We start from the raw sequence: 26,079 nt of genomic DNA on the forward strand, positions 1-26,079 counted from the left end.
AGCGCGACTGTCACGACCGTGACCTTTACGTTGTAGATCAATAACGACGGCGATCCCCCGCTCCGGAACGCGCCGGAACGGGGGATCGTCGGTCTGCCGTCGGGGGTCAGGAACTCTCGCTCAGCAGCTCCTCGATGCGCGGGGCCGTCAGCCGCCGGAACAGCCGGTGCTCGCGGTTGCGGTCGAGCACCGCCACCTCCAGCGCCTTGGCCTCCAGCCGCCGGTCGGCCTCCTGGGCCTCCAGCGACTGCACCCCGGCGCGCAGGGCCGCCGCCAGGGACAGCCCCTCGGAGAACCGCTCCTTGAGGGCCTGCTCGACCGCCTCGACCTGTCCGCCCATCGCCACGTAGCCGTGCTCGTCGCGGACCGAGCCGTCGAAGGTCAGCCGGTAGATCTGGTCGGTGTCGGCGTCCTCGCCGACCTCGGCCACCACCAACTCCACCTCGTACGGCTTGGGGGTCTCGGTGAAGATGTTGCCGAGCGACTGCGCGTAGGCGTTGGCCAGGCCGCGCGCGGTCACGTCCCGCCGGTCGTACTGGTACCCGTTGACGTCCGCGTACCGCACGCCGGCCAGCCGCAGCGTCTCGAACTCGTTGTACTTGCCCACCGCGGCGTACGCGATGCGGTCGTAGATCTCACTGATCTTGTGGAGCGCCCGGGACGGGTTGTCGGCCACGAACAGGATGCCGTCGTCGTACTGCAGCACCACGACGCTGCGACCGCGCGCGATGCCCTTGCGCGCGTAGTCCGCCTTGTCCTTCATCGCCTGCTCGGGCGACACGTAGAACGGCATGCTCACCGGACTGGAATCCCTTCTATCGCAGCGGGGCGGACGGACCGCCCGGCGAGTCGTAACGCCCGTCGACCACGGCCTGGGCCAGGTCCGCGATCTCCTCCTCCGGCAGCCTGCGGAACCCGTCGGCCGTCACCGCCGCCACGATCGGGAAGATCTTGCGGATCAGGTCGGGGCCGCCGGTGGCCGAGTCGTCGTCGGCCGCGTCGTACAGCGCCTGCACGCACGCGAGCGCCGCGTCGTCCTCCGACAGGTCGGCCCGCCACAGCTTCTTGAGCGAACCCCGGGCGAACACCGAGCCGGAGCCGATCGAGTAGAAGTCGTGCTCCTCGTAGCGGCCGCCGGCGGGGTCGTAGCTGAAGATCCGGCCGGTCTCGCGCTCGATGTCGTAGCCCGCGAACAACGGCACCACCACCAGGCCCTGCATGGCCATGCCGAGGTTGCCGCGGATCATCGTGGCCAGCCGGTTGGCCTTGCCCTCCAGCGAGAGGGTGCGGCCCTCCATCTTCTCGTAGTGCTCGATCTCCACCTGGAAGAGCCGGACGATCTCCATCCCGATCCCGGCGGTGCCGGCGATCGCGACCGCCGAGAGCTCGTCGGCCCGGAAGACCTTCTCCACGTCACGCTGGGCGATCACGTTGCCGGAGGTCGCCCGCCGGTCACCCGCCATGACGACCCCTCCGGGGTACGTCACCGCGACGATCGTGGTGGCGTGCGGCAGGTCCACGGCCCCCGACGTTCCCGAACCGAGGGCGGTCAAGCGGCGGTCGGGCATCAAATCCGGGTGGTGTGACCCCAGGAACTCGGTGAACGAGGACGTGCCCGGGCTCATGAACATCCCCGGCAGACGTCCGGTGTGCGAATCGTGGGACGCCACGCGACTCCTTCCCTCCACCATGGCGCCGGTCCCCCGTGGGGCCTCGACCGGCGCGGACGCCTACGACCCTACTGTTCAACGGGCGCGCCACGCATACTCCGGTGATCCTTCGGGGCGTCAGCCCAGGGCGAACCGGACACCGCCCTGGCCCCTTTTCTCCCCATCGGCGCGTTACGCGACCACTTCGGGACATGACCCCGGCCCGGGACACTACGATGACCACGTGGTTTGGGGACCTCCAGGCCCGCCCCCCGGTCAGCCGGGCTGGCCGGGCCCTCACGACCGGCCGATGTGGCCCGGCGACCAGGGACAGCCGGCCTGGCCCGTCCCCGCGCCGCCCGGTCCCGCGGGGCAGCCGGGCTGGCCGCAGGGGCCTCCCGGGCCGCCTCCGCAGGCGCCGCCCGCCGCGTACGGGCCGCCCCCCGGGCCGCAGCCGACCTCCGGCGACGGCGACGCCTTCACCCGCGCCGAACACGACACCCGCGCCACCGTCGCCGCGCCCTGGTGGACGACCGCCGCGCCGGTCCAGCGCCGCCAGTCCCTCATCGCCCGGCTGGTGTCCCTGCCGGACCGCTCCTGGTGGATGTACGGGGCCTGGGCGCGCTGGTACCGGTGGCATCCGGCCGACGGCCGCTGGTTCCCCTGCTCTCCTCCGCACGGCGCGATGGTCCGCCGCCAGGCCCGCCCGGCCCAGCCCGGGCTCAACCCACCGGCCGTGCCCGCCGAGATCCTGCCGACGGGGCCCGACTTCGCCTACGACTACGGGCCCCCACTGGCGGTCGCGGGCAAGGCGGTCTCGGGGGCGCTGACGTACCGGCTGCGCTCGGTGATCCAGGAGGCGGGCCTGGCGCCGCCGATGGACTACCCGCTGGGCTGGAGCTACTTCCTGCACGGCACGCCCAGCACCGTCGCGGCGACCTGGAGCGCCATGCTGTGGTGCGCCGCGGTGCCGGTGTTCGACCCCGACCTCGACGCGGGCGGGGCCACGGGGCTGCTGAACCTGTGGGAGCCCTACCTCGCCCAGCCGTTCGACGACCACGGCCGGCTGCGCTGGCTGGTGCCGCCACTGCTGCGCACGATCATCGGCCTGTACGCCGAGCGGATGCGGGCGGGCCGCGCGGACGCCGCCGGGCAGATCGTCCGCTGCATGGTGATGACCGCGCAGGCGCTGCGCGACGACCCGCGCTTCCAGGTGCGGGCCTCGGCGCTGCTGTCCATCATCGAGCCCCTGCAGGCCAATCCCGCGCTCGACGACCGGGCCCTGCCGTACGGCGACGAGGCGATGGAACGGGAGTGGATGAGCCGGTGCGCGCCCCCGCTGCGCGCCACCCTGTTCGCCGACACCTCGCCCGGCGAGCGGTTCCAGATGGCGTTCTACGACCTGTCCGAGGCCGTGCGGCCCATGTGCGGCGATCCGGAGAGCACCGCCTTCACCGAGCCCCGCCACGTGGCGGCGGCCCTGCTGGCCGCCGACATGGCCGGTTACCGCCCCGACCTGGCCGCCCCCGTCGGCAACTGGCTGGACCCCGAACTGCGGGGCCTGCTCGGCGACGTCCTCCAACAGCCCGGGCACGGCCTGCGCCGCTTCTGGCCCTCCCGGGGCCGGCTGCCCGACGACCTCCGGCCGCCCGACGTCGACACGGGCCTGCGCATCCTGTCCGCCGCCGCCTCCGTGGACTTCGCCTGGTGCCGTCTGGCCCACGGCATCCCCATCCCCCCGGACGGCTTCACCGTCCCCGACGCCTTCGCCACCGCCCTCGACGGCCTGTCCCCCCGCTCCGGCGGCTCCTCGAGCACCTGACCCGACCCCGTGGCCGAACGGGCCCCTGCCCGCGCCGAGAGGCGCGCGGCGAGGGCGCGCGGCGCGTTCCGCGGGCGACCACGGACGGCGGAGGCGTGGGCGGGCGGCGCCGTGGGGGCGGCGAACACACGGGTGGGAACGCGGCGGGGCCGGCCCGGGGTGTTCGCCCGGGCCGGCCCCGTCATGTCAGAGCCGCGCGGTGGGGCCGCGGCCGGAGGTGACCTGGTGACGGGGGCCGGTCACTGACCGCCCTTCTGGACGTAGGAGCGCACGAAGTCCTCGGCGTTCTCCTCCAGGACCTCGTCGATCTCGTCGAGGATGGAGTCGACGTCGTCGGTCAGCTTCTCTTGGCGCTCGGCGACGTCCTCGCCGGTCGCGGCCTGGGTCTCCGCGACCTCCTCCTCGCGGCGGGTCGTCTGCTTCTGACCGCCGGTGTCCTTAGTGGCCATCGGTTACCTCCACTCACTGCCGGTGTCACCAACCCTATCTCCGATCACCGACGACGAGCGGACCTCGGCGGTCCGTTTCGTCGGCGGCGGCCAGGGGCCGATGACTGGGTTATCGCCCGCGCGCCCTGCGCTGAAACGGTCATACCGGTCACCGCTGCGCGGTGGTCCCGGGAGTCACCTTCCGTCTCAGCCCTGTCCGGTGAGCACGGCGACCAGCTCGGCGGCCGTGCGGCAGCGGTCCAGCAGGGCGCCGACGTGCTGTCGGGTGCCGCGCAGCGGCTCCAGGGTGGGGACGCGCTGCAGGGACTCGCGGCCCGGCACGTCGAAGATCACGGAGTCCCAGGAGGCCGCGGCCACCGCGTCGGCGTACTGCCGCAGACAGCGGCCGCGGAAGTAGGCACGCGTGTCCTCGGGCGGGTCCTCGATCGCCGACCCGACCTCGTCCTCCGTGGCGATGCGCTCCATGCGCCCGCGGGCCACCAGACGGTTGTACAGGCCCTTGTCGGGGCGGATGTCGGTGTACTGCAGGTCCACCAATTGGAGGCGGGGGTGCGACCAGTCCAGGCCGTCGCGGGTGCGGTAGCCCTCCAACAGCTCCAGCTTGGCCACCCAGTCCAGCTCACGCGACAACTGCATGGGGTCCTCGCCGAGCCGGTGCAGCACCGACTCCCACCGGTCCAGGACGTCGCGGGTGTGCTCGTCCACGTCGACTCCGAAGCGGTCCTCGACGTACTTGCGGGACTGCTCCAGATACTCCATCTGGAGCTGGACGGCGGTCATCTTCCGGCCGTCCCGCAGGGTGATCAGGTGCTTGCAGGACGGGTCGTGGGAGACCGCGCGCAGCGCCGCCACCGGCATGTCGACCGACAGGTCCACGGTGAGGAACCCGTCCTCGATCATCGCCAGGACCAGCGCCGTGGTGCCGAGCTTGAGGTACGTGGAGACCTCGCTCATGTTGGCGTCGCCGATGATGACGTGCAGTCGCCGGTACTTCTCGGGGTCGGCGTGCGGCTCGTCGCGGGTGTTGATGATGGGCCGCTTGAGGGTGGTCTCCAGCCCGACCTCGACCTCGAAGAAGTCGGCGCGCTGGCTGATCTGGAACCCGTCGCCGCGCCCGTCGACCCCGATGCCGACCCGGCCCGCCCCGCACACGACCTGGCGCGAGACGAAGAACGGCGTCAGATGCCGGACGATGTCGGAGAACGGGGTCTCCCGGCGCATCAGGTAGTTCTCGTGGCAGCCGTAGGAGGCGCCCTTGTTGTCGGTGTTGTTCTTGTAGAGCTGGATGGGGTGGGTGCCGGGCACCATCGCGGCGCGCCGGGCCGCGTCGGCCATCACCCGCTCCCCCGCCTTGTCCCACACGACGGCGTCGCGGGGGTTGGTGCACTCGGGGGCGGAGTACTCCGGGTGCGCGTGGTCGACGTACAGCCGGGCCCCGTTGGTGAGGATGACGTTGGCGAGCCCGAGATCCTCGTCGGTGAGCTGGCTGGGGTCGGCCACCTCGCGCGCCAGGTCGAACCCCCGTGCGTCGCGCAGCGGGTTCTCCTCCTCGAAGTCCCACCGTGCCCGCCGCGCCCGTGCCGCCGAGGCCGCGAGGTAGGCGTTGACGACCTGGGAGGAGGTCACCATCGCGTTGGCCCCTGGCTGACCGGGCACGGAAATGCCGTACTCGGTCTCGATCCCCATCACCCGCCGAACACTCATATCGTCGAGCCTAGTGCCGATCGTGGCCTCCTCGGAGAGGCGGGACGGGATCGTGATGGTGCCGCCACGCCCGCACCACCGCCGATGCGAGTGTCTCGGCGGTCGGAACGCTGGTCACCGCTGATGTGAGTCATCGCTGACTTTGTACCCTCACCGGAACGGTTTCCCCACACTCCGCCACGACCACAAAGCCGAACGCCCCCCGAACCAAGATCCCGAGAGCCGAAAAGACATCGGCTCAGGAGATCAGGCCCAGGGGGCGTGGGGGGCGGAGCTCCCCCACATCGGGGGGATCCGGGGGGTCGCCCCCCCGGGCGGGCACAGCGGGGCGGGCCCCCGGCGAAGCCGCCCGGAGGGCGGCGAGCAGGGTGGCCCGCCCCGACCCGCTACAGGTACTGGCCGGTGTTCGCCACGGTGTCGATGGAACGGCCGGCCTCGGTGCCCGCCTTGCCGGAGACCAGCGTGCGGATGTAGACGATCCGCTCGCCCTTCTTACCGGAGATGCGGGCCCAGTCGTCGGGGTTGGTGGTGTTGGGCAGGTCCTCGTTCTCGCTGAACTCGTCGACACAGGCGGCGAGCAGGTGCGCGACCCGCATGCCCTTCTGGCCGGTGTCGAGGAACTGCTTGATGGCCATCTTCTTGGCCCGGTCGACGATGTTCTGGATCATCGCGCCGGAGTTGAAGTCCTTGAAGTACAGGACCTCCTTGTCACCGTTGGCATAGGTGACCTCGAGGAAGCGGTTCTCCTCGGTCTCGGCGTACATCCGTTCGACGACGCGCTGGATCATCGCGTCGACGGTGGCGACCTCGCTGGAGTCGTGCTCCTTGAGGTCGTCGGGGTGCAGCGGCAGCCCCGTGAGGATGTACTTGGAGAAGATGTCGCGGGCCGCCTCGGCGTCCGGCCGCTCGATCTTGATCTTGACGTCCAGCCGGCCGGGCCGCAGGATCGCGGGATCGATCATGTCCTCCCGGTTGGAGGCGCCGATCACGATCACGTTCTCCAGGCCCTCGACCCCGTCGATCTCGCTGAGCAACTGCGGGACGATGGTGTTCTCCACGTCGGAGGAGACCCCGGAACCGCGGGTGCGGAAGATGGAGTCCATCTCGTCGAAGAACACGATCACCGGGGTGCCGGCCGAGGCCTTCTCCCGGGCCCGCTGGAACACCAGCCGGATGTGCCGCTCGGTCTCGCCGACGTACTTGTTGAGCAGCTCGGGGCCCTTGATGTTGAGGAAGAAGCTCTTGCCCTCCTGGCCGGTCTTCTCGGCGACCTGCTTGGCCAGCGAGTTGGCGACCGCCTTGGCGATGAGCGTCTTGCCGCAGCCGGGCGGGCCGTAGAGCAGCACGCCCTTGGGCGGGCGCAACTGGTGCTCGCGGAAGAGGTCGGCGTGCAGGTACGGCAGCTCGACCGCGTCGCGGATCATCTCGATCTGGGGGCCGAGCCCGCCGATCTCCTCGTAGGAGATGTCGGGCACCTCCTCCAGCACGAGCTCCTCGACCTCGGCCTTGTGGATCTTCTCGTAGGCGTAGCCGGAGCGGGACTCCAGCATCAGCGAGTCGCCGGCCCGCAGCGGGACGTCCCGCAGCGGCTCGGCGAGCTTGATCACGCGCTCCTCGTCGGCGTGCGCGATCACCAGCGCCCGCTCGCCGTCGGCGAACACCTCCTTGAGCATGACGACCTCGCCCTGCTCCTCGAAGGCGAGCGCCTCGACGACGTTGAGCGCCTCGTTGAGCATGACCTCCTGGCCGCGCTTGAGCTCACCGGTGTCGACGGCGGGACTGACGTTCACCCGCAGCTTGCGTCCACCGGTGAAGATGTCGACCGTTCCATCCTCACGCGCCTCGAGGAAGACGCCGAAACCGGACGGCGGCTGCGCCAGCCGGTCGACCTCCTCCTTGAGCGCTATGATCTGCTCCCGGGCCTCCTTGAGCGTCGAGACCAGGCGTTCGTTCTGCCCGGTCACGGCGGCCAGATTGGCCTGCGCCTCATGAAGGCGATCTTCCAGAACACGAACCTGACGCGGGGATTCCGCGAGCTTACGGCGCAGCACGGAGATCTCCTCCTCCAGGATGGAAACCTGCGTCTGGAGGTCACGCATCTCCATGTCGTGCTGCGCCCTGCGCCCACCAGCATCGTCACGAGCGGCCACGCCCCGTCACCTCCTCAAGAAGAGAGCCGACGACCTACTCAGACCCTACCTATCCGGAGGGCTTCCGTAACCTGCCCTTGGGGTGCTCGTGTCGTGCGGGACCGATCTTCGGGGTCACCGCACGACGGGGCGACCACGGGAGCACGTCCCGGAATTAACTGGAACACCAGCGGGTTCTCCCCGCATTCCCGGGCTTCGACGCAAGGTTTTCGCATCTCGACCGATGTTCGCCGATGGCCGAAACTCTCTGACCGGGTTTGTGAAATCGATGTAACGCGCTCACCTGGAGTAGCCGTCGCGGACTGGGAGTGATCTTGCGCCTCCGCCCCGCGAGGGGGTCACGCCTCGTCGGCGACCGGATGCGCGCCCTTGGCGGGGCGCCTGCGGCGGGCGGGCGGCGTGACCCCCTCGGCGAGGCGGCGGGCGGTGACCAGGAAGCCGGTGTGCCCCACCATCCGGTGGTCGGGGCGCACCGCCAGACCGTCCACGTGCCAGGACCGCAGCATCGTCTCGAACGCGTACGGCTCGGCGAAGGAGCCGTGCTCGCGCAGCCCCTCCACCACGCGGGACATCTGCGTCGTCGTCGCGACGTACGCGCAGACCATGCCTCCGGGGATCAGCGCCTTGGAGACGGCCTCCAGGCATTCCCACGGAGCGAGCATGTCCAGGACGACACGGTCGACCTCGGTCTCGGCGAGCCGGTCCTCCAGCGGGCCCAGCGTCAGTCGCCACGCCGGGTGCGGACCGCCGAAGAAGGTCTCGACGTTCTTGCGGGCGATGTCGGCGAAGTCCTCGCGGCGCTCGTACGAGGAGACGAGTCCGTGCTCGCCGACGGCGCGCAGCAGGAAGCAGGTGAGCGCGCCCGAGCCCGCGCCCGCCTCGACGACGCGGGCGCCGGGGAAGATGTCGGCCATCGCCACGATCTGCGCGGCGTCCTTGGGGTAGACCACCGCGGCGCCGCGCGGCATCCGCAGCGCGAAGTCGGCCAGCAGCGGACGGAACGCCAGGTACTCGGTGCCTCCGGTGGAGCGGAAGACGCTGCCCTCCGGGCTCCCGATGATCTCGTCGTGGGGGACGGAGCCCTTGTGCGAGTGGTAGAGCCTGCCGGCCTGGAGGGTGACGGTGTTGACCCGGCCCTTGGGGTCGGTGAGCTGAACCTGGTCGCCGGCGCGGAACGGCCCGTGGGGGATGCGGCCCGTAGCCCGGGCGGATTCCGGCCCCGGGGGTGCTGCGGGGGCGCCGGTCGACTGCGGTTCGGTCATGGGCCCCAAGGTTATCGGTGCGGAACACCCGTTCGGACCGGTCCTCACGCGCCCTTCCCCCACCGTCCCGGACACCATCGGGCGCATGAGTGGTCCGCCGCTCGCCTCCGGATCTACGATGCGGCCGTGTACAGGATCTGGCCGTTCGCGGGGCGGGGGGCGGAACTGACCCGGCTGCGGGCGCACCTGCGGGACCCGTCCGCGCGCGGGGTCGTGCTGGCCGGTGCGGCGGGGGTGGGCAAGAGCCGGCTGGCCGCCGAACTGCTGCGGCCGGACGACCCGGAGCGGCACGTGGTGCGGGCGGTCGCCACACCGGCCGCGCGGGACCTGCCCTTCGGCGCGTTCGCGCATCTGCTGCCCGCCCAGGTCCTGCCGTCCTCGCAGCTCAACCCGCTGCGGTGGGCCGCCGAGGAGATGGTCGCGCCGGCGGCCGGCCGTCCGCTGCTGCTGGCGATCGACGACGCGCACCTGCTGGACGCCGCGTCGGCGGCGCTGACCCACCATCTGGCGCAGACCGGGCAGGCGTTCGTGGTGGCGACCCTGCGCAGCGGCGAGCCGGCCCCGGCCCCGGTGCGGGCGCTGTGGAAGGACGACCTGCTGCGCTGGGTGGAGTTGGAGCCGCTGGCGGAGGAGACGGTGGCCGAGATGGTCTCCGGCGCGCTGGGCGGTCCGGTGGCGCCCGGCACGGCCCGGCGGCTGTACGAGCTGAGCCAGGGCAACCCCCTGTTCCTGCGGGAGCTGGTGCGCTCGGGTCTGGAGTCGGGGCGGCTCGCCCTGGTGGCCGGGGAGTGGCGGTGGCAGGGCGGTCCGGAATGCCTGCCGCTGGCGTCGCGGCTGGTCGAGCTGATCGTCGCCCGGCTGGGGGACCTGGATCCGGGGCTGGAGGGGCTGCTGGAGCTGGTGGCCTTCGGGGAGCCGATCGGCGTCGACGTACTGACCCGGGTGGTCCCGCCGGAGCTGCTGGAGTCCGCCGAGGAGCGCAGCCTGGTGCGGCTGGTCGACGACGGACGCCGCGTGTACGCGCGCTGCGAGCACCCGCTGTACGCCGAGGTCATCCGGTCGCGCTGCCCGCGTTCGCGGATGCTGCGCAGACAGCGGGAGCTGGCGGAGGCGGTGGAGGCGGCGGGCGCCCGACGCAGGGAGGACAGGCTGCGGGTGGCGGTGTGGCGACTGAACACGGGAACGGCCCGCGACCCCGTCCCGCTGTTGGCGGCGGCGCGGCTGGCGTGGGCCGCGCCCGACCTGGAACTGGCGGCCCGACTGGCCGGCGCGGCGTACGAGGCGGGCGGCGGCGCCGACGCGGTGGTGCTGCACGCCTACGCGCTGCTGAACCTGCAGCGCCTGGAGGAGGCGGGCGCGCTGCTCGTGGACGCCTGGGAGCGGCAGACCGACGACGTCGGGCGCGTGGCGATCGCCGCGATCCGCTATCGGGTGATGACCGCCGAGGACAGACCGCATGAGGCCGACCGGATGCTGGCGGAGGTCGCGGCCACGGTCGGCGACCCGGCGGCCCTCAGGGAGCTGTACACCGCCCAGGCGACGATGACCGCCCTGCGCGGCATGCCGAAGGCGGCGCGCGCCGCCGCGCTCCGGGTGCTGTCCGATCCCGGCGTCGAGCCGGCGCAGGCGGCGCAGGCCCGGTGTGCGCTGGCGCTGCTGGACGCGCACTGCGGACGTTCCGGCGCGGCGCTGCGGGAGGCCGGTCTGCTGGCGGCCGAGGAGGAGCGCTGGCGCGACGGCGCGCCCTTTCTACGGCCCCTGCTGATGGTCGTCCGGGCGGCGGCGCACCTGTTCGCGGGCGAGCCCGCGCTGGCGTACGCCGCGGTCGCCGCCGAGCAGCGGGCCGGAACGGTGGAGCCGTGGCCTCCCGCGGTGGTGCTGGCCAAGGCGGACCAGGCGCGGGCGGCCCGGATGCGGGGCCGGGTGGAGTCGGCCCGGCGCCTGGGCGATCTGTCGGGACTGCCGGGCGGCCCCTGGGACGTGTGCTGCCACGCCGAGGTGGCGCACGCCGCCGCCCTGGCCGGGGACGCCGAGGGCGCGCGGGCGGCGCTGGCGGCCGCCGACGCGCGGTCCGGGGCGTTCTTCGGCCTCTTCCTGCCCTGGGTGGAGCGGGCGCGGGTGTGGGCGGCCGTGGCGGACGGCGACCGGGGCGGCGCGCTCGCCCTGGCGCGTGCCGCCGCCGACACCGCCAGGGACTCGGGCCTGCCCGCGTACGAGGTCCTCGCGCTGCACGACCTCGTCCGGCTCGGCGCCGCCGACGCCGTCGCGGGACGGCTCGCGGCGGTCACGGCGGGCATGGAAGGGGCCCTGGCGGCGGTGGTCGCCCGGCACGCCCGGGCCGCCGCTGACGACGACGCCGTCGTGCTCATGGAGGTGTCGGAGGAGTTCGAGGGGCTCGGCATGCTGCTGCACGCCGCCGAGGCCGCCGCCCAGGCGTCCCCCGCGTTCCTGCGCAACGACGGCGCGGCGTCGGGCGCCGCCGCGTCCCGGGCCGCCGCCTCGCGGGCGTGGGCGCTCGGCGAACGCTGTGAGGGGGCCCGTACCCCGGTGCTGGCCCGGCTGCGGGCGCCGGGCCTGACCCGCCGGGAACGTCAGGTGGCCGAGCTGGCGGCGGGCGGCCTCACCAGCAGGCAGATCGCCGACCGGCTGGTGGTGTCGGTGCGGACGGTCGACAATCATCTGGCCGCGATCTACGCCAAGCTCGGCGTGCGGGGCCGTTCCGGCCTGGCCGCCGCCCTCGGCATCGGACCGCCGTCCGGCTAGGGCCGGGGGTCACACCCCGGCGAACACCCGGTCCACGTCGACGGAGACGAGGACCCCGTACACCCGGCCGTCCGGCTCGACCAGCAGGTACTCCGTGGCGGGGGCGCGGCGGATCGCGTCGATCAGCGCCTCCCCCGACAGGTCGGCGGGCAGGGTGAGCTCCGGCGCCAAGCTGCGCGAGACCTCGCCGATGCCCAGCCAGGGACGTCGGTGCTCGGGCACCGCGCGGACCGCCCCCTCGCTGACCAGCCCGACCGGGCGGTGGTCGTGGTCGACGACGACCAGCGCCCCGGCGGCCTGCTCCTGGGCGCGGCGGACCGCCTCCGACAGCGGCAGGTCGGCGGTGACCAGCGCGGCGCGGCGGGCCAGCCGGCGCGCCTGCAGGCCCGGGATGCGGGCGCGCACCTTCTCGGCGCGCAGCGATTGGGTGGCGCCGACCCAGATGAACGAGGCGACCAGCGCGGACCACACCAGCGACAGCCAGCCGATGCCGTCGCCGGCGGGGTAGGTGGCCGCGAACGCCCCGCCCGCCAGGGTGAGGACGGCCACGCCGCGGCCGACCCAGGCGGCCACGACCGTTCCCGCGCCGCCGCGCCCGGTGACCTTCCACACGGCGGCGCGCACCAGCCGTCCGCCGTCCAGGGGCAGGCCGGGCAGCAGGTTGAACACGCCGACCAGCAGGTTGGCGAACGTCAGCGCGGCGACCAGCAGGTCCCCCACCGGGGGCAGCGGCAGCACGAGCTGGGCGAACAGGCCGAACCCGGCCAGCACCAGGTTCACCAGGGGCCCGGCGAAGGCGATCAGGAACTCCTGGCCGGGGGTCGGCGACTCCCGTTCGATGGCGGTCTCGCCGCCGAGGATGTGCAGGGTGACCGAGCGCACCGGCAGGCCGAACATCCGGGCGGTCACCGCGTGGCTCAGCTCGTGCACGAACACCGAGCCGTACAGCAGCACCGCGTAGGCGAACGCGACCAGATGGCTCCACGGGGGCGAGGCGACGTCGCGGACCTGGCCTTCGAACAGCACGGTGATGAGCAGCGCCACCAGGAACCAGCTCGGCGACACGTACACCGGGATCCCGAAGGGGCGGCCCACCCGCAGGCCCCGGCTCCGGGCGTCCTCCTGCGGATCCTGCCCCGCCGGGGGCGCGCTGTCTGCCACGACCCCGATGCTACGGGCTGTGGTTCGGGATTTCGTCGCAGGCGTCGCCTACGCTGTCGCGCATGACCACCGCCGCCGCCCGGCCGCCCTCGGAGGCGTCCCCCCCGTCCCCCGCCGGCACCGGCCCCGCCCCGGCGGTGACCGGGGCGTTGTCGCCGTCCCGCGCGGGTGACTTCATGACCTGCCCGCTGCTGTACCGATTCCGGGTGATCGACCAGATCCCCGAGCGGCCCAGCCCGGCGGCGGTGCGCGGCACGCTCGTCCACGCGGTGCTGGAGCGGCTGTACGACCTGCCCGCGGCGGACCGCACCGTGGCCGCCGCGCTGGACCTGCTGGGCCCCCAGTGGCAGCGGCTGCTGTCGGAGGAGCCGGGGCTGGACGCACTGTTCGAGGGCGACCCGGACGCCGACGCCGCCGACGCCGCGGGCGACCCGGACGCCGACGAGGCGGCCTGGCTGGCGCGGGCCCGGCAGATGGTGGAGCGGTACTTCACCCTGGAGGACCCGAGGCGCCTGGAGCCGGCCGATCGGGAGCTGTTCGTGGAGACCGTGCTCGACTCCGGTCTCAAGCTGCGCGGCTACATCGACCGGGTGGACGTCGCGCCCACCGGCGAGGTCCGCATCGTCGACTACAAGACCGGCACCGCCCCGCGCGCCGACTTCGAGGCCCGGGCGCTGTTCCAGATGAAGTTCTACGCGCTGGTGATGTGGCGGCTGCGCGGCACGGTGCCCCGGATGCTGCAGTTGATGTACCTCGGCAACGGCGAGATCCTGCGGTACGTGCCCGACGAGGCCGACCTGCGCGCCACCGAGCGCAAGGTCGAGGCGCTGTGGCAGGCGATCCGGCGGGCGACCGACACCGGCGAGTGGCGGCCCCGCGCGGGCCGGCTGTGCGACTGGTGCGACCACAAGCAGCGCTGCCCGGAGTTCGGCGGCACGCCGCCGCCGCTGCCGGCGGTCCCGGCCCAGCGGCGTTCGCCCGCCGACCTGGAGCCCGGGCCCTCGCCCCGCGATCACACCGACGACCTGTGACGGTGCGCGCGGGTGGATCCTCCTCAGGGAGGATCGGGGATCGCCGTCCAGGAGGGGTGTGCGCAGGGCACGACGCCCTAGGGTGAATCACGTGTCACCCCGCATCCGCAACCTCGGCGAACTCCGTTCGCGGTTGCGCCGCCATCCGCAGGTCTCCGACCTGATCATGGCGGTCCTGCTGCTGTCGGTAGGGCTGCCGCAGTTGCTGCTGACCGATCCGTCCAAGATGGACGCGCCGATGCTGCGGGAGCCCGACGCGCGCAACGCGATCCTGGTCACGGTGATCACGCTGACCCTGACGCTGCGGCGGACCCTGCCGATGACGGCGCTGGTCGTCATCACGGGGTTGCAGGTGACGCTGGCGGTGCTGTCCTATCCGTCCTCGGTCGCGGACGTGGCGGCGTTCCTCCTCGCGATCTACACCATCGCTGCGCACCGCGCCCTGGCGCACAGCGCCCTCGGCGGCGTGATCGCGTTCGTCGGCTTCAACGCGATGCTCGTCCTCTACGACGTGCACACGACGTTCGTCGACTACATCACCGGCGGCGCGCTGCTGATCGGCGTGTGGGTGCTGGGCCGCAACCTGCGGCTGCGCCGCGCCCACCTGGCCGAGCTGGAGGACCGGGCGGCACGGTTGGAACGGGCCCGGGGGACGGACGCGCGGGCGGCACGGGTGGAGGAGCGGTCCCGGATCGCGCGGGAGCTGCACGACGTCGTCGCCCACCATGTCAGCGTGATGACCGTGCAGGCCGGGGCGGCCCGTAGGATCCTCGACAAGAACCCCGAGAGCGCCCGCGAGGCGATGACCACCATCGAGGAGGTCGGGCGCACCGCGCTCAGCGAGATGCGCCGGATCGTGGGCGTGCTGCGCACCGAGCGGGACGCGGCGGCGCCGGCGGGTCGGGAGCTGTCGCCGCAGCCGGGCATCGCCGACCTGGGCGAGCTGGTCGACCACGTGCGGGAGACCGGCCTGGCGGTGCAGTTGTGGATCGAGGGCGAGGCGCGCACGCTCTCGCCCGGGGTGGACCTGGCGGCCTTCCGGCTGATCCAGGAGGCGCTGACCAACATCCTCAAGCACGCCGGTCCGCAGGCCCGCGCGTGGGTGCGGCTGCGCTACGGCGACCACGACCTCACCGTGGAGATCGAGGACAACGGACGCGGGGCCGAGACCCTGCTGAGCGACAACGGCGACCGTCCCGGGCACGGGCTGGTCGGCATGTACGAGAGAGTCGCCCTGTACGGTGGCGAACTCCGGATCGGGCCCCGGGTCGGAGGCGGCTTCGGGGTGCGCGCCCGGTTCCCGCTGGAGGCGTGATGACCGGAGACTGGAGAATGGCACCATGACCGTACGCGTCCTGCTCGTCGACGATCAGCCGCTGCTGCGCACCGGCTTCAAGCTCATCCTGGAGGCCGAGGCCGACCTCACGGTGGTGGGCGAGGCCGGCGACGGGGCCGCCGCCGTGGAGCTGACCCGCTCGATGCTGCCGGACGTGGTCCTCATGGACATCCGGATGCCCGGCGTGGACGGGATCGAGGCGACGCGGCGGATCGTCCGGGAGGGCGCGGCCACCCACGATCCCCGGGTGCTCATCCTGACCACCTTCGACCTCGACGAGTACGTCATCGAGGCGGTGCGGGCGGGGGCCAGCGGGTTCCTGCTCAAGGACTCGCCGCCCGAGGACCTCGTCACCGCCATCCGGATCGTGGCGGCCGGCGACGCGATCGTGGCCCCCAGCGTGACCCGGCGGCTGCTCGACAAGTTCGCCTCCCGGCTCCCGGCCGTCCGCGAGTCGGAGCCGGCGCCCGGCCTGGACACGCTCACCGATCGGGAGCGCGAGGTGCTGAGTCACGTGGCCCGGGGGCTGTCCAACGCCGAGATCGCCCGTGAGCTGGTGGTCAGCGAGACCACCGTGAAGACCCACGTCGGCAACGTGCTGGCCAAGCTGGGGCTGCGCGACCGGGTCCAGGCCGTGGTCTACGCCTACGAGACGGGGATGAGCCGCCCCGGGCAGACCGACCGGCTCTGACCTGCGCATTCTCTGAGGCTCTCAGGGTCGACCCCTACCTTCGCATCCCCGTCGGTACTCCCGGAGGATGATCGGATCGGCCCCTCGTCCTGCGTCAGGGGGACGACCGATTCCCTTCCGACGGCTCATCCGCGAGGGGGTCGGGAACTCCTAGTGTTCTGTCACGGAACGCGGCGAGTCGGCCATTTCGACACCGCGTTCCGGCCGACCGTTCACCCCCGAAACAGGAGTCTCCTCGTGACGAACACCGCCCCGACCATCGATGACGGGCACACCGTGCCCGGGGCGGGCGACCTCGCCGCCAGGGCCCTCGCAGTCAGCAAGGTGTACGGCAGCGGCGACGCCCGCGTCACCGCGCTCGGCGAGGTGTCGATCGGCATCCCCCGCGGTCGCTTCACCGCCATCATGGGCCCGTCCGGGTCCGGCAAGTCCACCCTGATGCACTGCATGGCCGGCCTGGACTCCATCGACGCGGGGCAGGTCTTCATCGGCGACGTGGAGCTGAACCGGCTGGACGACAAGCGGCTCACCCGACTGCGCCGCGACCGGGTCGGCTTCATCTTCCAGGCGTTCAACCTGGTCCCCACGCTGACCGCGCTGGAGAACATCACGCTGCCGATGGACATCGCCGGGCGCAAGGCCGACAAGGCGTGGCTGGACCGGGTGATCGACACCGTGGGGCTCCGGCCGCGGCTCGGGCATCGGCCCAGCCAGTTGTCCGGCGGGCAGCAGCAGCGGGTGGCCTGCGCCCGGGCGCTGGCCTCCCGGCCGGAGATCATCTTCGCGGACGAGCCGACCGGCAACCTGGACTCCCGTTCGGGCGCCGAGGTGCTCGGCTTCCTGCGCGACTCGGTGCGGGAGATGGGGCGGACCATCGTGATGGTCACCCATGATCCGGCCGCCGCCGCCTACGCCGACGAGGTGGTCTTCCTCGGCGACGGGCGGATCGTCGACACGATGGCCGCGCCCACCGCCGAGAAGGTGCTGGAGCGCATGAAGGGCTTCGACCTCCCGGGGGTCGGCTCCGCATGATGGCCAAGGTCACGCTCCGCAACCTGGCGGCGCACAAGATCAGACTCGCGCTGACCGCCGTGTCGGTGATCCTCGGGGTGGCCTTCGTGGCCGGCACCCTGATCTTCACCGACACCATGAACCGCCAGTTCGACGACCTCATCGGCGGCTCCGCCGAGAACGTCGCCGTCGACGTGCGGGCGAAGAAGGTCGTCGACGGCGACGACGACGGCGCCACCGCGCGGCCGGTGCCCGCCGCGCTGGTCGAGCGGCTCCGCCGCGTCGAGGGCGTCAAGGACCCGGTCGGGAACGTCACCGGGTACGCCGCGATCGTCGGCAAGGACGGCAAGCTCGTCGGCGGCGAGGGGCCGCCTCAGCTCGGCGTCAACTGGGTGCCCGGCGGGGACTTCGATCTCGCCTCGGGCCGGCCGCCGGCCGGGCCCGGCGAGGTCCTCCTCGACGTCGAGACCGCCGAGAAGACCGGTCATCGCGTCGGCGACGAGGTCCGCGTGGTGGTCAACGGGCCGCCGCAGCGGCTGCGGCTGGTCGGGCTGCTGGACGGCGGAGGGCTGGTCGGGGCCACGATCGCCGCCTTCGACACCCCCACCGCGCAGCGGCTGCTGCTCAAGCCCGGACAGTTCTCCGACATCTCCATGGCCTCGACCGGGGTGAGCGAGGAGGTGCTGCGCGACCGGGTGGCGAAGACGCTGCCCGGGGGCTTGGAGGCCGTCACCGGCACCGAGCTGCGCGAGGAGTTCAAGAGCGAGGTCTCGCAGTTCCTGTCGTTCTTCCGCACGTTCCTGCTGGTGTTCGCGCTGATCTCGATCTTCGTCGGGGCGTTCATCATCTTCAACACGTTCTCGATGCTGGTCGCCCAGCGCACCCGGGAGCTGGCGCTGCTGCGGGCGATCGGCGCGTCCCGCCGGCAGGTCACCCGCGCGGTGATCGGCGAGGCCGTGGCGGTGGGCTTCATCGGCGCCACCCTCGGCCTGGCGGCCGGGGCCGGACTCGCCCTGCTGCTGCGCGGTCTCGTCGGCATCGAGGGCGAGGGGCTGGTGTTCACCGCGACCCCGGTGATCTGGTCGTACGCGGTCGGCATCGTCGTCACCGTGGTGTCGGCGTACTTCCCGGCGCGCCGGGCCGCCAAGATCCCGCCGGTGGCGGCGATGCGCGACGACGTGGCGCTGCCGCAGCGGTCGATGCGGATCCGGCTGGTGATCGGCACGGTGCTCGCCGCCGGCGGGGCGGCGCTGCTGGCCCTGGGCCTGACCGGGGTGGAGCTGGGCGGCAACGTGATGATCCCGATCGGGTTCGGCGCGTTGCTGGTGTTCCTCGGGGTGGCGATGCTGGCCCCGGTGATCAGCGGCCCGGTGGTGCGGGTGCTGGGCGCGCCGTACCCCAGGCTGTTCGGGACGCCGGGCCGGATGGCCCAGCGCAACGCCCTGCGCAACCCGCGGCGGACCGCCGCCACGGCCTCCGCGCTGATGATCGGGCTGGCGCTGGTCACCACGGTGAACGTGATGGGCTCGTCGATGCGCGCCTCGGTCAACGAGGCGATCGACACCCAGCTCGGGGCCGACTACCTGATCGAGACCGAGGGCCGCGGCGGAGTCGACGCCAGCGCCATCACGGCGGTCCGGCGCACCGCCGGGGTCGAGCAGGCGCTGCCGTTCTACGAGGGCGACGCCAAGATCAAGGGCAAGTCGATCTGGTACGCGTCCGCCGACCAGGCGGCCCTGGCCGTGGGCGCCAAGCTGGAGGTCGAGTCCGGCTCCAGCCGGCTCGGCTCGGACGGGATGATGGTCGACGAGGACACCGCCGAGTCCAACGGGTGGCGGGTCGGGTCGGTCGTGCCGGTGCTGTTCCCCGACGAGGTCACCGAGCGGCTGCGGATCGTGGGCGTCTACGCGCGCAACGAGCTGCTCGGCCCGCGGGTCGTGTCGCCGGAGGCGTACAAGCGGCACACCAACACTCCGATCGCGGTGGCGGTGGTGGTGGACACCGCGACCACCGACCCGGCCACGACCCGGGCGCTGAAGGGGGCCCTGGCGGACTACCCGGCGCTGGAGGTCCAGGACCGGGCGGCGATCAAGGAGGCGCAGAGCAAGGAGATCGACTCCATCGTCGCCTTCCTGACCGTGCTGCTCACCATGTCGATCATCATCGCGGCGGTCGGGGTGATCAACACCCTGGCGCTGTCGGTGATCGAACGGACCCGCGAGATCGGGCTGCTGCGGGCGGTCGGCATCAGCCGACGGCAGTTGCGCCGGATGATCCGGCTGGAGTCGGTGGTGATCGCGCTGTTCGGCGCCCTGCTCGGCATCGGCATCGGCGTGATCTTCGGATCGGCCCTGCAACGGGCGCTGTCCGACGAGGGCCTGACGGTGCTGAGCATCCCGACCGGCACCCTGATCACCTACCTGGTGGTGGCGGCGGTGATCGGAGTGCTGGCGGCGCTGTGGCCCGCCTGGCGCGCCGGCCGGATGGACGTCCTGAAGGCCATCTCCACCGAGTAGCGGAAACGAACGAGAGCCCCGCGCCGTCGGTGCGGGGCTCTCGTGGTCGTCGTGCGGGTCAGTCGTCGTCGCGGATCTTGTGGACCGGGAGCGGTTCGCCGGTGGCGGCGGCGTCCGCGTGGGTCGCGGCGGCCTGGGCGACCAGTTCGGTGGCGTCGGCCGGGGCGTTCTCCGGGAAGTGGCACGCGGTCTGGTGGCCGGGGCGCAGCTCGACGAGCGGCGGCTCGACCTGCTTGCAGATCTCCTGGGCCTTCCAGCAACGGGTGTGGAACCGGCAGGCGGGCGGCGGGTCCAGCGGGCTGGGCACGTCGCCCTGAAGGCGGATCCGGTCGCGGCCCTTGCGCTTGGCCGGGTCCGGGATCGGGACCGCCGACAGCAGCGCGTTGGTGTACGGGTGCATCGGCGCCGCGTACAGGTCGTTGCGGTCCGCGATCTCGACGATCTTGCCCAGGTACATCACCGCGACCCGGTCGGCGATGTGCCGCACCACCGACAGGTCGTGGGCGATCACCACGTAGGTCAGGTCCAGCTCGTCCTGCAGGTCCTCCAGCAGGTTGACGACCTGCGCCTGGATCGACACGTCCAACGCCGAGACCGGCTCGTCGGCGATGATCAGCTTGGGCTTGAGCGCCAGCGTCCGGGCGATCCCGATGCGCTGCCGCTGGCCGCCGGAGAACTCGTGCGGGTACCGGTTGTAGTGCTCGGGGTTGAGCCCGACCAGCTCCAACAGCTCCTGGACGGCCCTCTTGGCGCCCTTCTTCGTCTCGATGCCCTGCAACCGGAACGGGGCGCCGACGATGGCGCCGACCGTCTGCCGCGGGTTCAGCGACGAATACGGGTCCTGGAAGATCATCTGTAGGTCGCGGCGCAGCGGACGCATCCGGGCCTGCGACAGGTGGGTGATGTCGTGACCCTCGAACGTGATCCGGCCGAAGCTGGGCTCCAGCAACCGCATGACCATCCGTCCGGTGGTGGTCTTGCCGCAGCCCGACTCGCCCACCAGGCCGAGCGTCTCGCCCTTGTGCACGGTGAACGACACGCCGTCCACCGCCTTGACCGCGGCCACCTGGCGGCGCAGCAGCCCGGCCGTGACCGGGAAGTGCTTGCCCAGGCCGTCCACCTGGAGCAGCGGCTCGCCGCCCCGCCCCGGCCGCCCGGCCTCGGTCGCCGCCACGGCGACGTCCTCGGTCGGGGCGGTCCCGGCCCCCGTCTGCGAGGTGCTCACAGTCTTCTCGCCTTCTCTCGCACCGTGTCCGTCACAGCTTCGGCAGGATCTCGGATTCCCAGATCTCCCGGCGCCGCTCCACCGGCAGATGGCAGGCGACCCGGTGGCCCGGCCCGACCTCGCGCAACTCGGGCCGCTCGCTCTCGCTCCTGCCCTCGTTCAGCCCCGCGTAGGCGCAGCGCGGGCTGAACGCGCAGCCGACCGGAACGTTGATCAGGCTGGGCGGGGTGCCCTTGATCGGCATCAGTCGCTCGGAGCGGTCCCGGTCCAGCCGCGGCATCGAGCCCAGCAGCCCCCAGGTGTAGGGGTGCATCGGGCGGTGGAAGGCGTCCTCGACGGTCGCCTGCTCCACGCTGCGCCCGGCGTACATCACCAGGATGTCGTCCGACAGCTCGGCCACCACGCCCAGGTCGTGGGTGATCATGATGATCGCGGAGTTGAACTCCTCCTGCAGGTCCCGGAGCAGGTCCAGGATCTGCGCCTGCACGGTCACGTCCAGCGCGGTGGTGGGCTCGTCGGCGATCAGCAGCTCGGGGTCGCAGGACAGCGCCATCGCGATCATCGCGCGCTGCCGCATCCCGCCGGAGAACTGGTGCGGGTAGTCGTCGACCCGCCGGTCCGGCCTGGGGATCCCGACCCGGCCCAGCATGTCGATGGCGTGCTTGCGGGCGACCTTCTTGCCGACGTCGTTGTGCACCCGGTACGCCTCGACGATCTGCGCGCCGACCGTGTAGAAGGGGTGCATCGAGGAGAGCGGGTCCTGGAAGATCATCGCCATGTGGCGGCCCCGCAGCCGACGGACCTCGTCGGGCGAGGCGCCCACCAGCTCCCGGCCGTCCAGCCAGATCTCCCCGGACATCTTCGCGTTGCGCCGGTTGTACAGCCCCATGATGCCCAGGCTGGTCACCGACTTGCCGGACCCGGACTCGCCCACGATCCCCAGCGTGCGACCCCGCTCCAGCGAGAACGTCAGGCCGTCCACCGACTTGACCAGCCCGTCCTCCGTCTGGAAGCCGATGCGCAGGTCGCGCACTTCCAGGAAGGCGGTCGGCGGAGTGCTCTCCCCCATCAGCTGTGCCTCACCCTCGGGTCGATGGCCCCGTACAGAAGATCGACGATCAGATTGGCCAGCACGATGAAGAGCGCGGCCACCATCACGGTGCCCAGCACCACGGGCAGGTCGCTGCCGATCACGCCGTCCAGCGACAAGGCCCCCAGGCCCTTGAGCGAGAAGGTCTGCTCGGTCAGCACCGCGCCGCCGAGCAGCAGCCCGAGGTCCAGACCGAAGATCGTGAGCAGCGGGGTCAGGGTGGCGCGCAGCGCGTGCCGGGTGATGACCGTCCGTTCGGGCAGGCCCTTGGCGCGCGCCGTACGGATGTAGTCCTCGTTCATCGTCTCCAGCATGCCCGCCCGGGTGAGTCGCGCGTACATGGCCGCGTACAGGAACGCCAGGGTGATCCACGGCAGGATCAGCGCCGACGCCCATTCCAGCGGATTGTCGAGGAACGGGTGGTACGACACCGGGGGCAGCAGGTCCCAGGCGTGCACCACGAACGTCAGGGACAGCAGACCGGTGAAGAAGATCGGCAGGGAGACCCCGGCGAGCGCCACCGCCATGGCGGCCCGGTCGAACACGCTGCCGCGCCGGAGCGCCGACAGCACGCCCACCGACACTCCGACCAGCACCCAGATCACCGCCGCGCCCACGACCAGCGACAGCGTGACCGGGATGCGGTCGATCAGCTGGTCCATGACGCTGGTGTTGGTGCGGAACGAGTAGCCCAGGCACGGGGCCGGGCACTCGATCACGGTGGTGCCGGTGTCGTACTCGTCGCCGGCGACGATGGCCTTGACGAACCGGCCGTACTGGATCGGCACCGGGTCGTCGAACCCGAACCGCTCCTTGATGGCCTGGACCGTCTCCGGCGTCGGGGACTTGCCCGCGAAGCGGGAGGCCAGATCGTCGCTCGAGACCCCGGCCGCCTTCGGCAGCAGGAAGAAGATGCCGAAGGTGACCATGCTGATGATGACCAGCAGCGCCACCGCTCCGATGAGGCGGCGAACCAGGAATGCGATCACTGCGCTCGGCCTGGACGGCCGGCCGGGGATCACCCGGCCGGCCGCCCGTGGCCTTCACCTGCCTTCTAGCGAATCGGAGGGGAGACCGGACTACTTGGCCACGCCGAGGGTGGAGTAGTTGTACATGCCGAAGCCCTCGTGCAGGAACACGTTCGTCAGGCTGCTCGGCCGGAACAGCAGCGAGCGGGCGTAGACGTTCGGCAGGATCGCGGCCTCCGAGCGGATGCGGTCGTCGATCTGGTTGTAGATCTTGGCCCGCTGTGCGGGGTCCTCGACCTTCAGCGACTGGTCCCACAGGTCGTTGATCTGCTTGTCGTCCAGCTCGGACGGGTTGGCGTTGCCGCTCGGCACGATGGCGTCGCCGTCGGAGATCGCCTGCAGGTACCCGTAGCCGGTCGGCCAGTCGGCGTGCCAGCCGTAGGTGCCCAGGCCGATCTTCTCCTTGGCGACGAAGGACGGCGAGCCGAACTGGTCGTTGGTGTAGGTGCTGGCCGGGTAGCCCTTGAGGTTCAGCTTGATGCCGACCAGGGACAGCGACTGCTGCAGGGCCTCGGCGGTGGCCTTCTCCTTGGGGCGGTCGCTGCGGTAGACCATGGTGGTGCTGAAGCCGTTGGGCTGACCGCACCGCTGGAGGGCGGCCTTGGCCTGGTTCACGTCGCCCTTGTAGCCGATCTGCGCCTTGGTGAAGTGGTCGGTGCCCTTCTCGCGACCCTCGATGTCCGGCGGCTGGACCGACGTCGCCATGTCGCCACCGACCGCACCGCCGTAGGCCCGCCACATGGCGTCACGGTCGGCGGCCCACACGATGGCCCGGCGGCACTCCACGTTCGGGATGTTCTTGACGTTGATCGGGATGTACCAGGCGAACCCGCCGGGCGGGTTGTCGGAGGAGTTCTTCAGCGCCGGGTCCTGCAGGATCTGGCTGCGGGCGTTCTCCTGCACACCGGTACCCGCCAGGTCCACGTGGATCTGGCCCTTGAGGAGCTGGTTGTCCAGTTCCTGGGCCTCCAGCCCGGCGATCACCTCGATCTTGGCGGGCAACTGCTTGCGGTTCGGGTCGGTCGTGGCGTCCCAGTGGGGGTTGGGAACCATCGCGCCGCCCTTGCCGGGCTGGTAGTTGCCCTCCCACTTGAACGGGCCGGAGGAGAACGGCCGCAGGCCGTACCGCTCGCCCTGGTCCTTGGCCGCCGGGACGGGGGCCGTCTGACCGCTGAAGGTCACGACCTCGTTGAACTCGGCGAACGGCTCCTTGAGCTTGAAGACGACGGTGTAGTCGTCCGGGGTCTCGACGCCCTTGAAGTTGTCGAGGTTCTTGTCCTTGAAGGGACCCTCGTAGCCCTCGGCGTCCAGCATCTGGGAGAAGTAGGAGGGGCCGTTGCGCAGCACGCCGCGGTCGAAGGTCCGGGCCACCGCGTACTTGATGTCGGCGGCCTTGATCTCCGTGCCGTCCTCGTACTTGAGGCCCTTGCGGAGCTTGTACGTCCAGGTCTTGTTGCCGTCGCTCGCCACGCCCAGCGCCTCGGCGATGTCGGGCGCCGGCTTCAGCGACTCGTCGCCCGGCTTGGCGGGATAGGTCAGCAACTGACGGGAGTACAGCCGGGTGAAGTTGTTCGACCAGGCGTAGTACATGTTGCCGGGGTCGGTGGAGTCGATGTCGCTGCTGATCGCCATCCGCAGCGTGCCGCCCTTGGTGTCGGACGGGTTGTGGATCTTGTCGACGGCGCCGTTGAAGACACCCCCGCCGTTGCCGTCCCCGCCGTCGTCGTCACCGCCGCCGCAGGCGGCCAGCCCGAGGCTCAGGGCGACCGCGCCGGCCGCCGTGAGGGTCAGGAACCGTGGACTTCTCATGATGCCCTTTCGCTCATTACTCGTTGTTCTCAGGCGTCCGTCAGCGCGCCCGCGGGTCGAGGGCGTCCCGCAGACCGTCGCCGAACAGGTTGAAGGCCATGACCGTGACGAAGATCGCCAGACCGGGCACGACGACGAAGTGGGGGGCGATGCGGTACGTGCCGATGGCGTCGGCGAGCATGCTGCCCCAGGCGGGGGTGGGCGGGCTGATCCCCACGCCCAGGAAGGAGAGGGCCGCCTCGAAGAGGATGTTGGTCGGGATCAGCAGGGTGCTGTACACCAGGATCGGCGCGACCAGGTTGGGCAGGATCTCCCGAACGATGATGTAGGGCGCGCGCGCCCCCATGCTGCGGGCCGCGTCGACGAACTCGCGTTCGCGCAGGGACAGCGTCTGCCCCCGCACGATCCGGCCGATGTACGGCCAACTGAAGAACCCGATGATGAACACCAGCACCGCCATCCGCAGGCCGTTGCCCTCCAGGCCCCACTTCTCGTTGGGGATGACGCCGACCACGGCGATGGCGAACAGCAGCAGCGGGAACGCCAGGAAGACGTCCATCGCCCGAGCGATCAGGGAGTCCACCCAGCCGCCGAAGTATCCGGCGATCACGCCGAGGGTGGTGCCGATCAGCACCGCGACCAGGGTGGCCAGGAAGCCGATGAGCAGCGACACGCGAGCGCCGTAGACGATACGGCTGAACAGGTCGCGCCCGTTGCCGGGTTCGAGCCCGAACAGGAAGTCGCCGCTCATCCCGCCCAGCGGCTTGGTCGGGGCGCCGAGCGTGGGGTCGATGAACTCCTGGTGGAAGTCGTTGGGGGGATGCCCGAGCAGTTTGACCACCAGCGGCGCGGCGGCCGCGAACACGATCAGCAGGATGATCACCACACCGCCGGCGATGGCGACCTTGTCGCGCCGCAGGCGCAGCAGGGCGATCCGGCCCAGCGAGCGGCCCTCGATGGCCTTCTTGCCGACCCCCGCGAGGACGGCCTCGGGTTGGGCCTCGCCCTCGGACCCGGACACCTCGATCGGTGCGGTCACGCTCCGTACCTCCCTGCACGTCGGCGGCGCTGCCGATGGGCGGGTGCCCGGAAAGGGGGTGCGTACACCCGTCGTTTCCCGGCTCCTGACAGCGGGTTTGCTGGAGGGAAACCTAGCTCTCCAGCGATGAGAGTCCATCGTGAAGCCGAGAGCCGCCAGTACCCGTGTCCGACTTGTGATCTCGTCGTCATCTAGGGCACATGCGACCCGAACAACCTGATAGGACAAAGCGCCCAGATATTACGTGCAGGTAGACAGTAGGTGCCAACCGGAAACCGGCGTACAACGGGAAGCTTTACCGTACCGAGTCCTACTCGATACCGATCATCCGTGACTCATGGCC

Annotated in this window: 19 protein-coding genes; 7 read left to right on the forward strand and 12 right to left on the reverse strand. The window is 71.6% G+C overall.

Features of this window, described 5'->3' with window-relative positions; all coding sequences use genetic code 11:
• Positions 1-106: 106 nt before the first annotated feature.
• Positions 107-793: a proteasome subunit alpha gene (prcA, locus tag DFJ69_RS32330; RefSeq protein WP_116026074.1), complete on the reverse strand. Its 687-nt coding sequence runs from the start codon at positions 791-793 to the stop codon at positions 107-109.
• 22 nt (positions 794-815) lie between these two features.
• On the reverse strand, positions 816-1,631 hold the full coding sequence (gene prcB, locus DFJ69_RS32335; protein ID WP_245974807.1) for a proteasome subunit beta: 816 nt from the start codon (positions 1,629-1,631) through the stop codon (positions 816-818).
• A gap of 328 nt (positions 1,632-1,959) precedes the next feature.
• Here prcB and DFJ69_RS32340 point away from each other — a divergent pair, with 328 nt between their 5' ends.
• Positions 1,960-3,471 carry a hypothetical protein gene (locus tag DFJ69_RS32340; RefSeq protein ID WP_116026076.1) on the forward strand — a complete coding sequence of 504 codons (1,512 nt, stop codon included), beginning with the start codon at positions 1,960-1,962 and terminating at the stop codon, positions 3,469-3,471.
• A 239-nt stretch (positions 3,472-3,710) separates the two neighbouring features.
• Here the strand turns inward: DFJ69_RS32340 and DFJ69_RS32345 are convergent, their stop codons facing one another.
• From DFJ69_RS32345 to DFJ69_RS32360, 4 genes are all read right to left on the reverse strand, one after another.
• Positions 3,711-3,920, reverse strand: coding sequence for a ubiquitin-like protein Pup (locus DFJ69_RS32345; RefSeq protein WP_116026077.1), 210 nt, complete (start codon positions 3,918-3,920; stop codon positions 3,711-3,713).
• Positions 3,921-4,106: 186 nt separating this feature from the next.
• Complete coding sequence (gene dop, locus DFJ69_RS32350) at positions 4,107-5,624, reverse strand: depupylase/deamidase Dop (protein ID WP_116026078.1); 1,518 nt, start codon at positions 5,622-5,624, stop codon at positions 4,107-4,109.
• 386 nt (positions 5,625-6,010) lie between these two features.
• Positions 6,011-7,774, reverse strand: a complete 1,764-nt coding sequence (gene arc, locus DFJ69_RS32355) for a proteasome ATPase (protein WP_116026079.1) — start codon at positions 7,772-7,774, stop codon at positions 6,011-6,013.
• Between the two features lie 338 nt (positions 7,775-8,112).
• Positions 8,113-9,036, reverse strand: coding sequence for a tRNA (adenine-N1)-methyltransferase (locus DFJ69_RS32360; RefSeq protein ID WP_245974662.1), 924 nt, complete (start codon positions 9,034-9,036; stop codon positions 8,113-8,115).
• 126 nt (positions 9,037-9,162) lie between these two features.
• On the opposite strand from DFJ69_RS32360, the gene DFJ69_RS32365 reads away from it, so the two are divergent.
• Complete coding sequence (locus DFJ69_RS32365; RefSeq protein WP_170177896.1) at positions 9,163-11,799, forward strand: LuxR C-terminal-related transcriptional regulator; 2,637 nt, start codon at positions 9,163-9,165, stop codon at positions 11,797-11,799.
• 9 nt (positions 11,800-11,808) lie between these two features.
• Here the strand turns inward: DFJ69_RS32365 and DFJ69_RS32370 are convergent, their stop codons facing one another.
• Positions 11,809-12,960, reverse strand: a complete 1,152-nt coding sequence (locus tag DFJ69_RS32370) for a site-2 protease family protein (RefSeq protein ID WP_245974663.1) — start codon at positions 12,958-12,960, stop codon at positions 11,809-11,811.
• 62 nt (positions 12,961-13,022) lie between these two features.
• Here DFJ69_RS32370 and DFJ69_RS32375 point away from each other — a divergent pair, with 62 nt between their 5' ends.
• The 5 genes from DFJ69_RS32375 (at position 13,023) to DFJ69_RS32395 (ending at position 19,545) form a co-directional block, all read left to right on the forward strand.
• Positions 13,023-13,991 (forward strand): RecB family exonuclease, encoded by a 969-nt coding sequence (locus tag DFJ69_RS32375; protein WP_116026081.1) that lies wholly within the window; start codon positions 13,023-13,025, stop codon positions 13,989-13,991.
• Positions 13,992-14,082: 91 nt separating this feature from the next.
• Complete coding sequence (locus tag DFJ69_RS32380) at positions 14,083-15,306, forward strand: sensor histidine kinase (RefSeq protein ID WP_116026082.1); 1,224 nt, start codon at positions 14,083-14,085, stop codon at positions 15,304-15,306.
• A 25-nt stretch (positions 15,307-15,331) separates the two neighbouring features.
• Positions 15,332-16,018 (forward strand): response regulator, encoded by a 687-nt coding sequence (locus DFJ69_RS32385; RefSeq protein ID WP_116026083.1) that lies wholly within the window; start codon positions 15,332-15,334, stop codon positions 16,016-16,018.
• A 237-nt stretch (positions 16,019-16,255) separates the two neighbouring features.
• Positions 16,256-17,050 (forward strand): ABC transporter ATP-binding protein, encoded by a 795-nt coding sequence (locus DFJ69_RS32390; RefSeq protein ID WP_116026084.1) that lies wholly within the window; start codon positions 16,256-16,258, stop codon positions 17,048-17,050.
• Positions 17,047-19,545, forward strand: coding sequence for an ABC transporter permease (locus DFJ69_RS32395; protein ID WP_116026085.1), 2,499 nt, complete (start codon positions 17,047-17,049; stop codon positions 19,543-19,545). Before DFJ69_RS32390 ends, DFJ69_RS32395 begins: the two co-directional genes overlap by 4 nt.
• 58 nt (positions 19,546-19,603) lie before the next feature.
• Here DFJ69_RS32395 and DFJ69_RS32400 read toward each other — a convergent pair whose 3' ends face one another.
• From DFJ69_RS32400 to DFJ69_RS32420, 5 genes are all read right to left on the reverse strand, one after another.
• Positions 19,604-20,719, reverse strand: coding sequence for an ABC transporter ATP-binding protein (locus DFJ69_RS32400; protein WP_281275952.1), 1,116 nt, complete (start codon positions 20,717-20,719; stop codon positions 19,604-19,606).
• Between the two features lie 82 nt (positions 20,720-20,801).
• The gene (locus DFJ69_RS32405; RefSeq protein WP_116026087.1) at positions 20,802-21,839 is read right to left on the reverse strand and encodes an ABC transporter ATP-binding protein; all 1,038 of its coding nucleotides are present in this window, start codon (positions 21,837-21,839) and stop codon (positions 20,802-20,804) included.
• Entirely contained in the window at positions 21,839-22,849 is a 1,011-nt protein-coding gene (locus tag DFJ69_RS32410; RefSeq protein WP_211328892.1) for an ABC transporter permease, read from the reverse strand. The genes DFJ69_RS32405 and DFJ69_RS32410 overlap by 1 nt, the downstream gene beginning before the upstream one ends.
• Positions 22,850-22,939: 90 nt before the next feature.
• Positions 22,940-24,697, reverse strand: coding sequence for an ABC transporter substrate-binding protein (locus DFJ69_RS32415; RefSeq protein ID WP_116026088.1), 1,758 nt, complete (start codon positions 24,695-24,697; stop codon positions 22,940-22,942).
• A gap of 40 nt (positions 24,698-24,737) precedes the next feature.
• Complete coding sequence (locus tag DFJ69_RS32420) at positions 24,738-25,736, reverse strand: ABC transporter permease (protein WP_116026089.1); 999 nt, start codon at positions 25,734-25,736, stop codon at positions 24,738-24,740.
• Between the last annotated feature and the right edge of the window lie 343 nt (positions 25,737-26,079).

It is taken from the genome of Thermomonospora umbrina (genome assembly GCF_003386555.1).
Classification (GTDB): domain Bacteria; phylum Actinomycetota; class Actinomycetes; order Streptosporangiales; family Streptosporangiaceae; genus Thermomonospora; species Thermomonospora umbrina.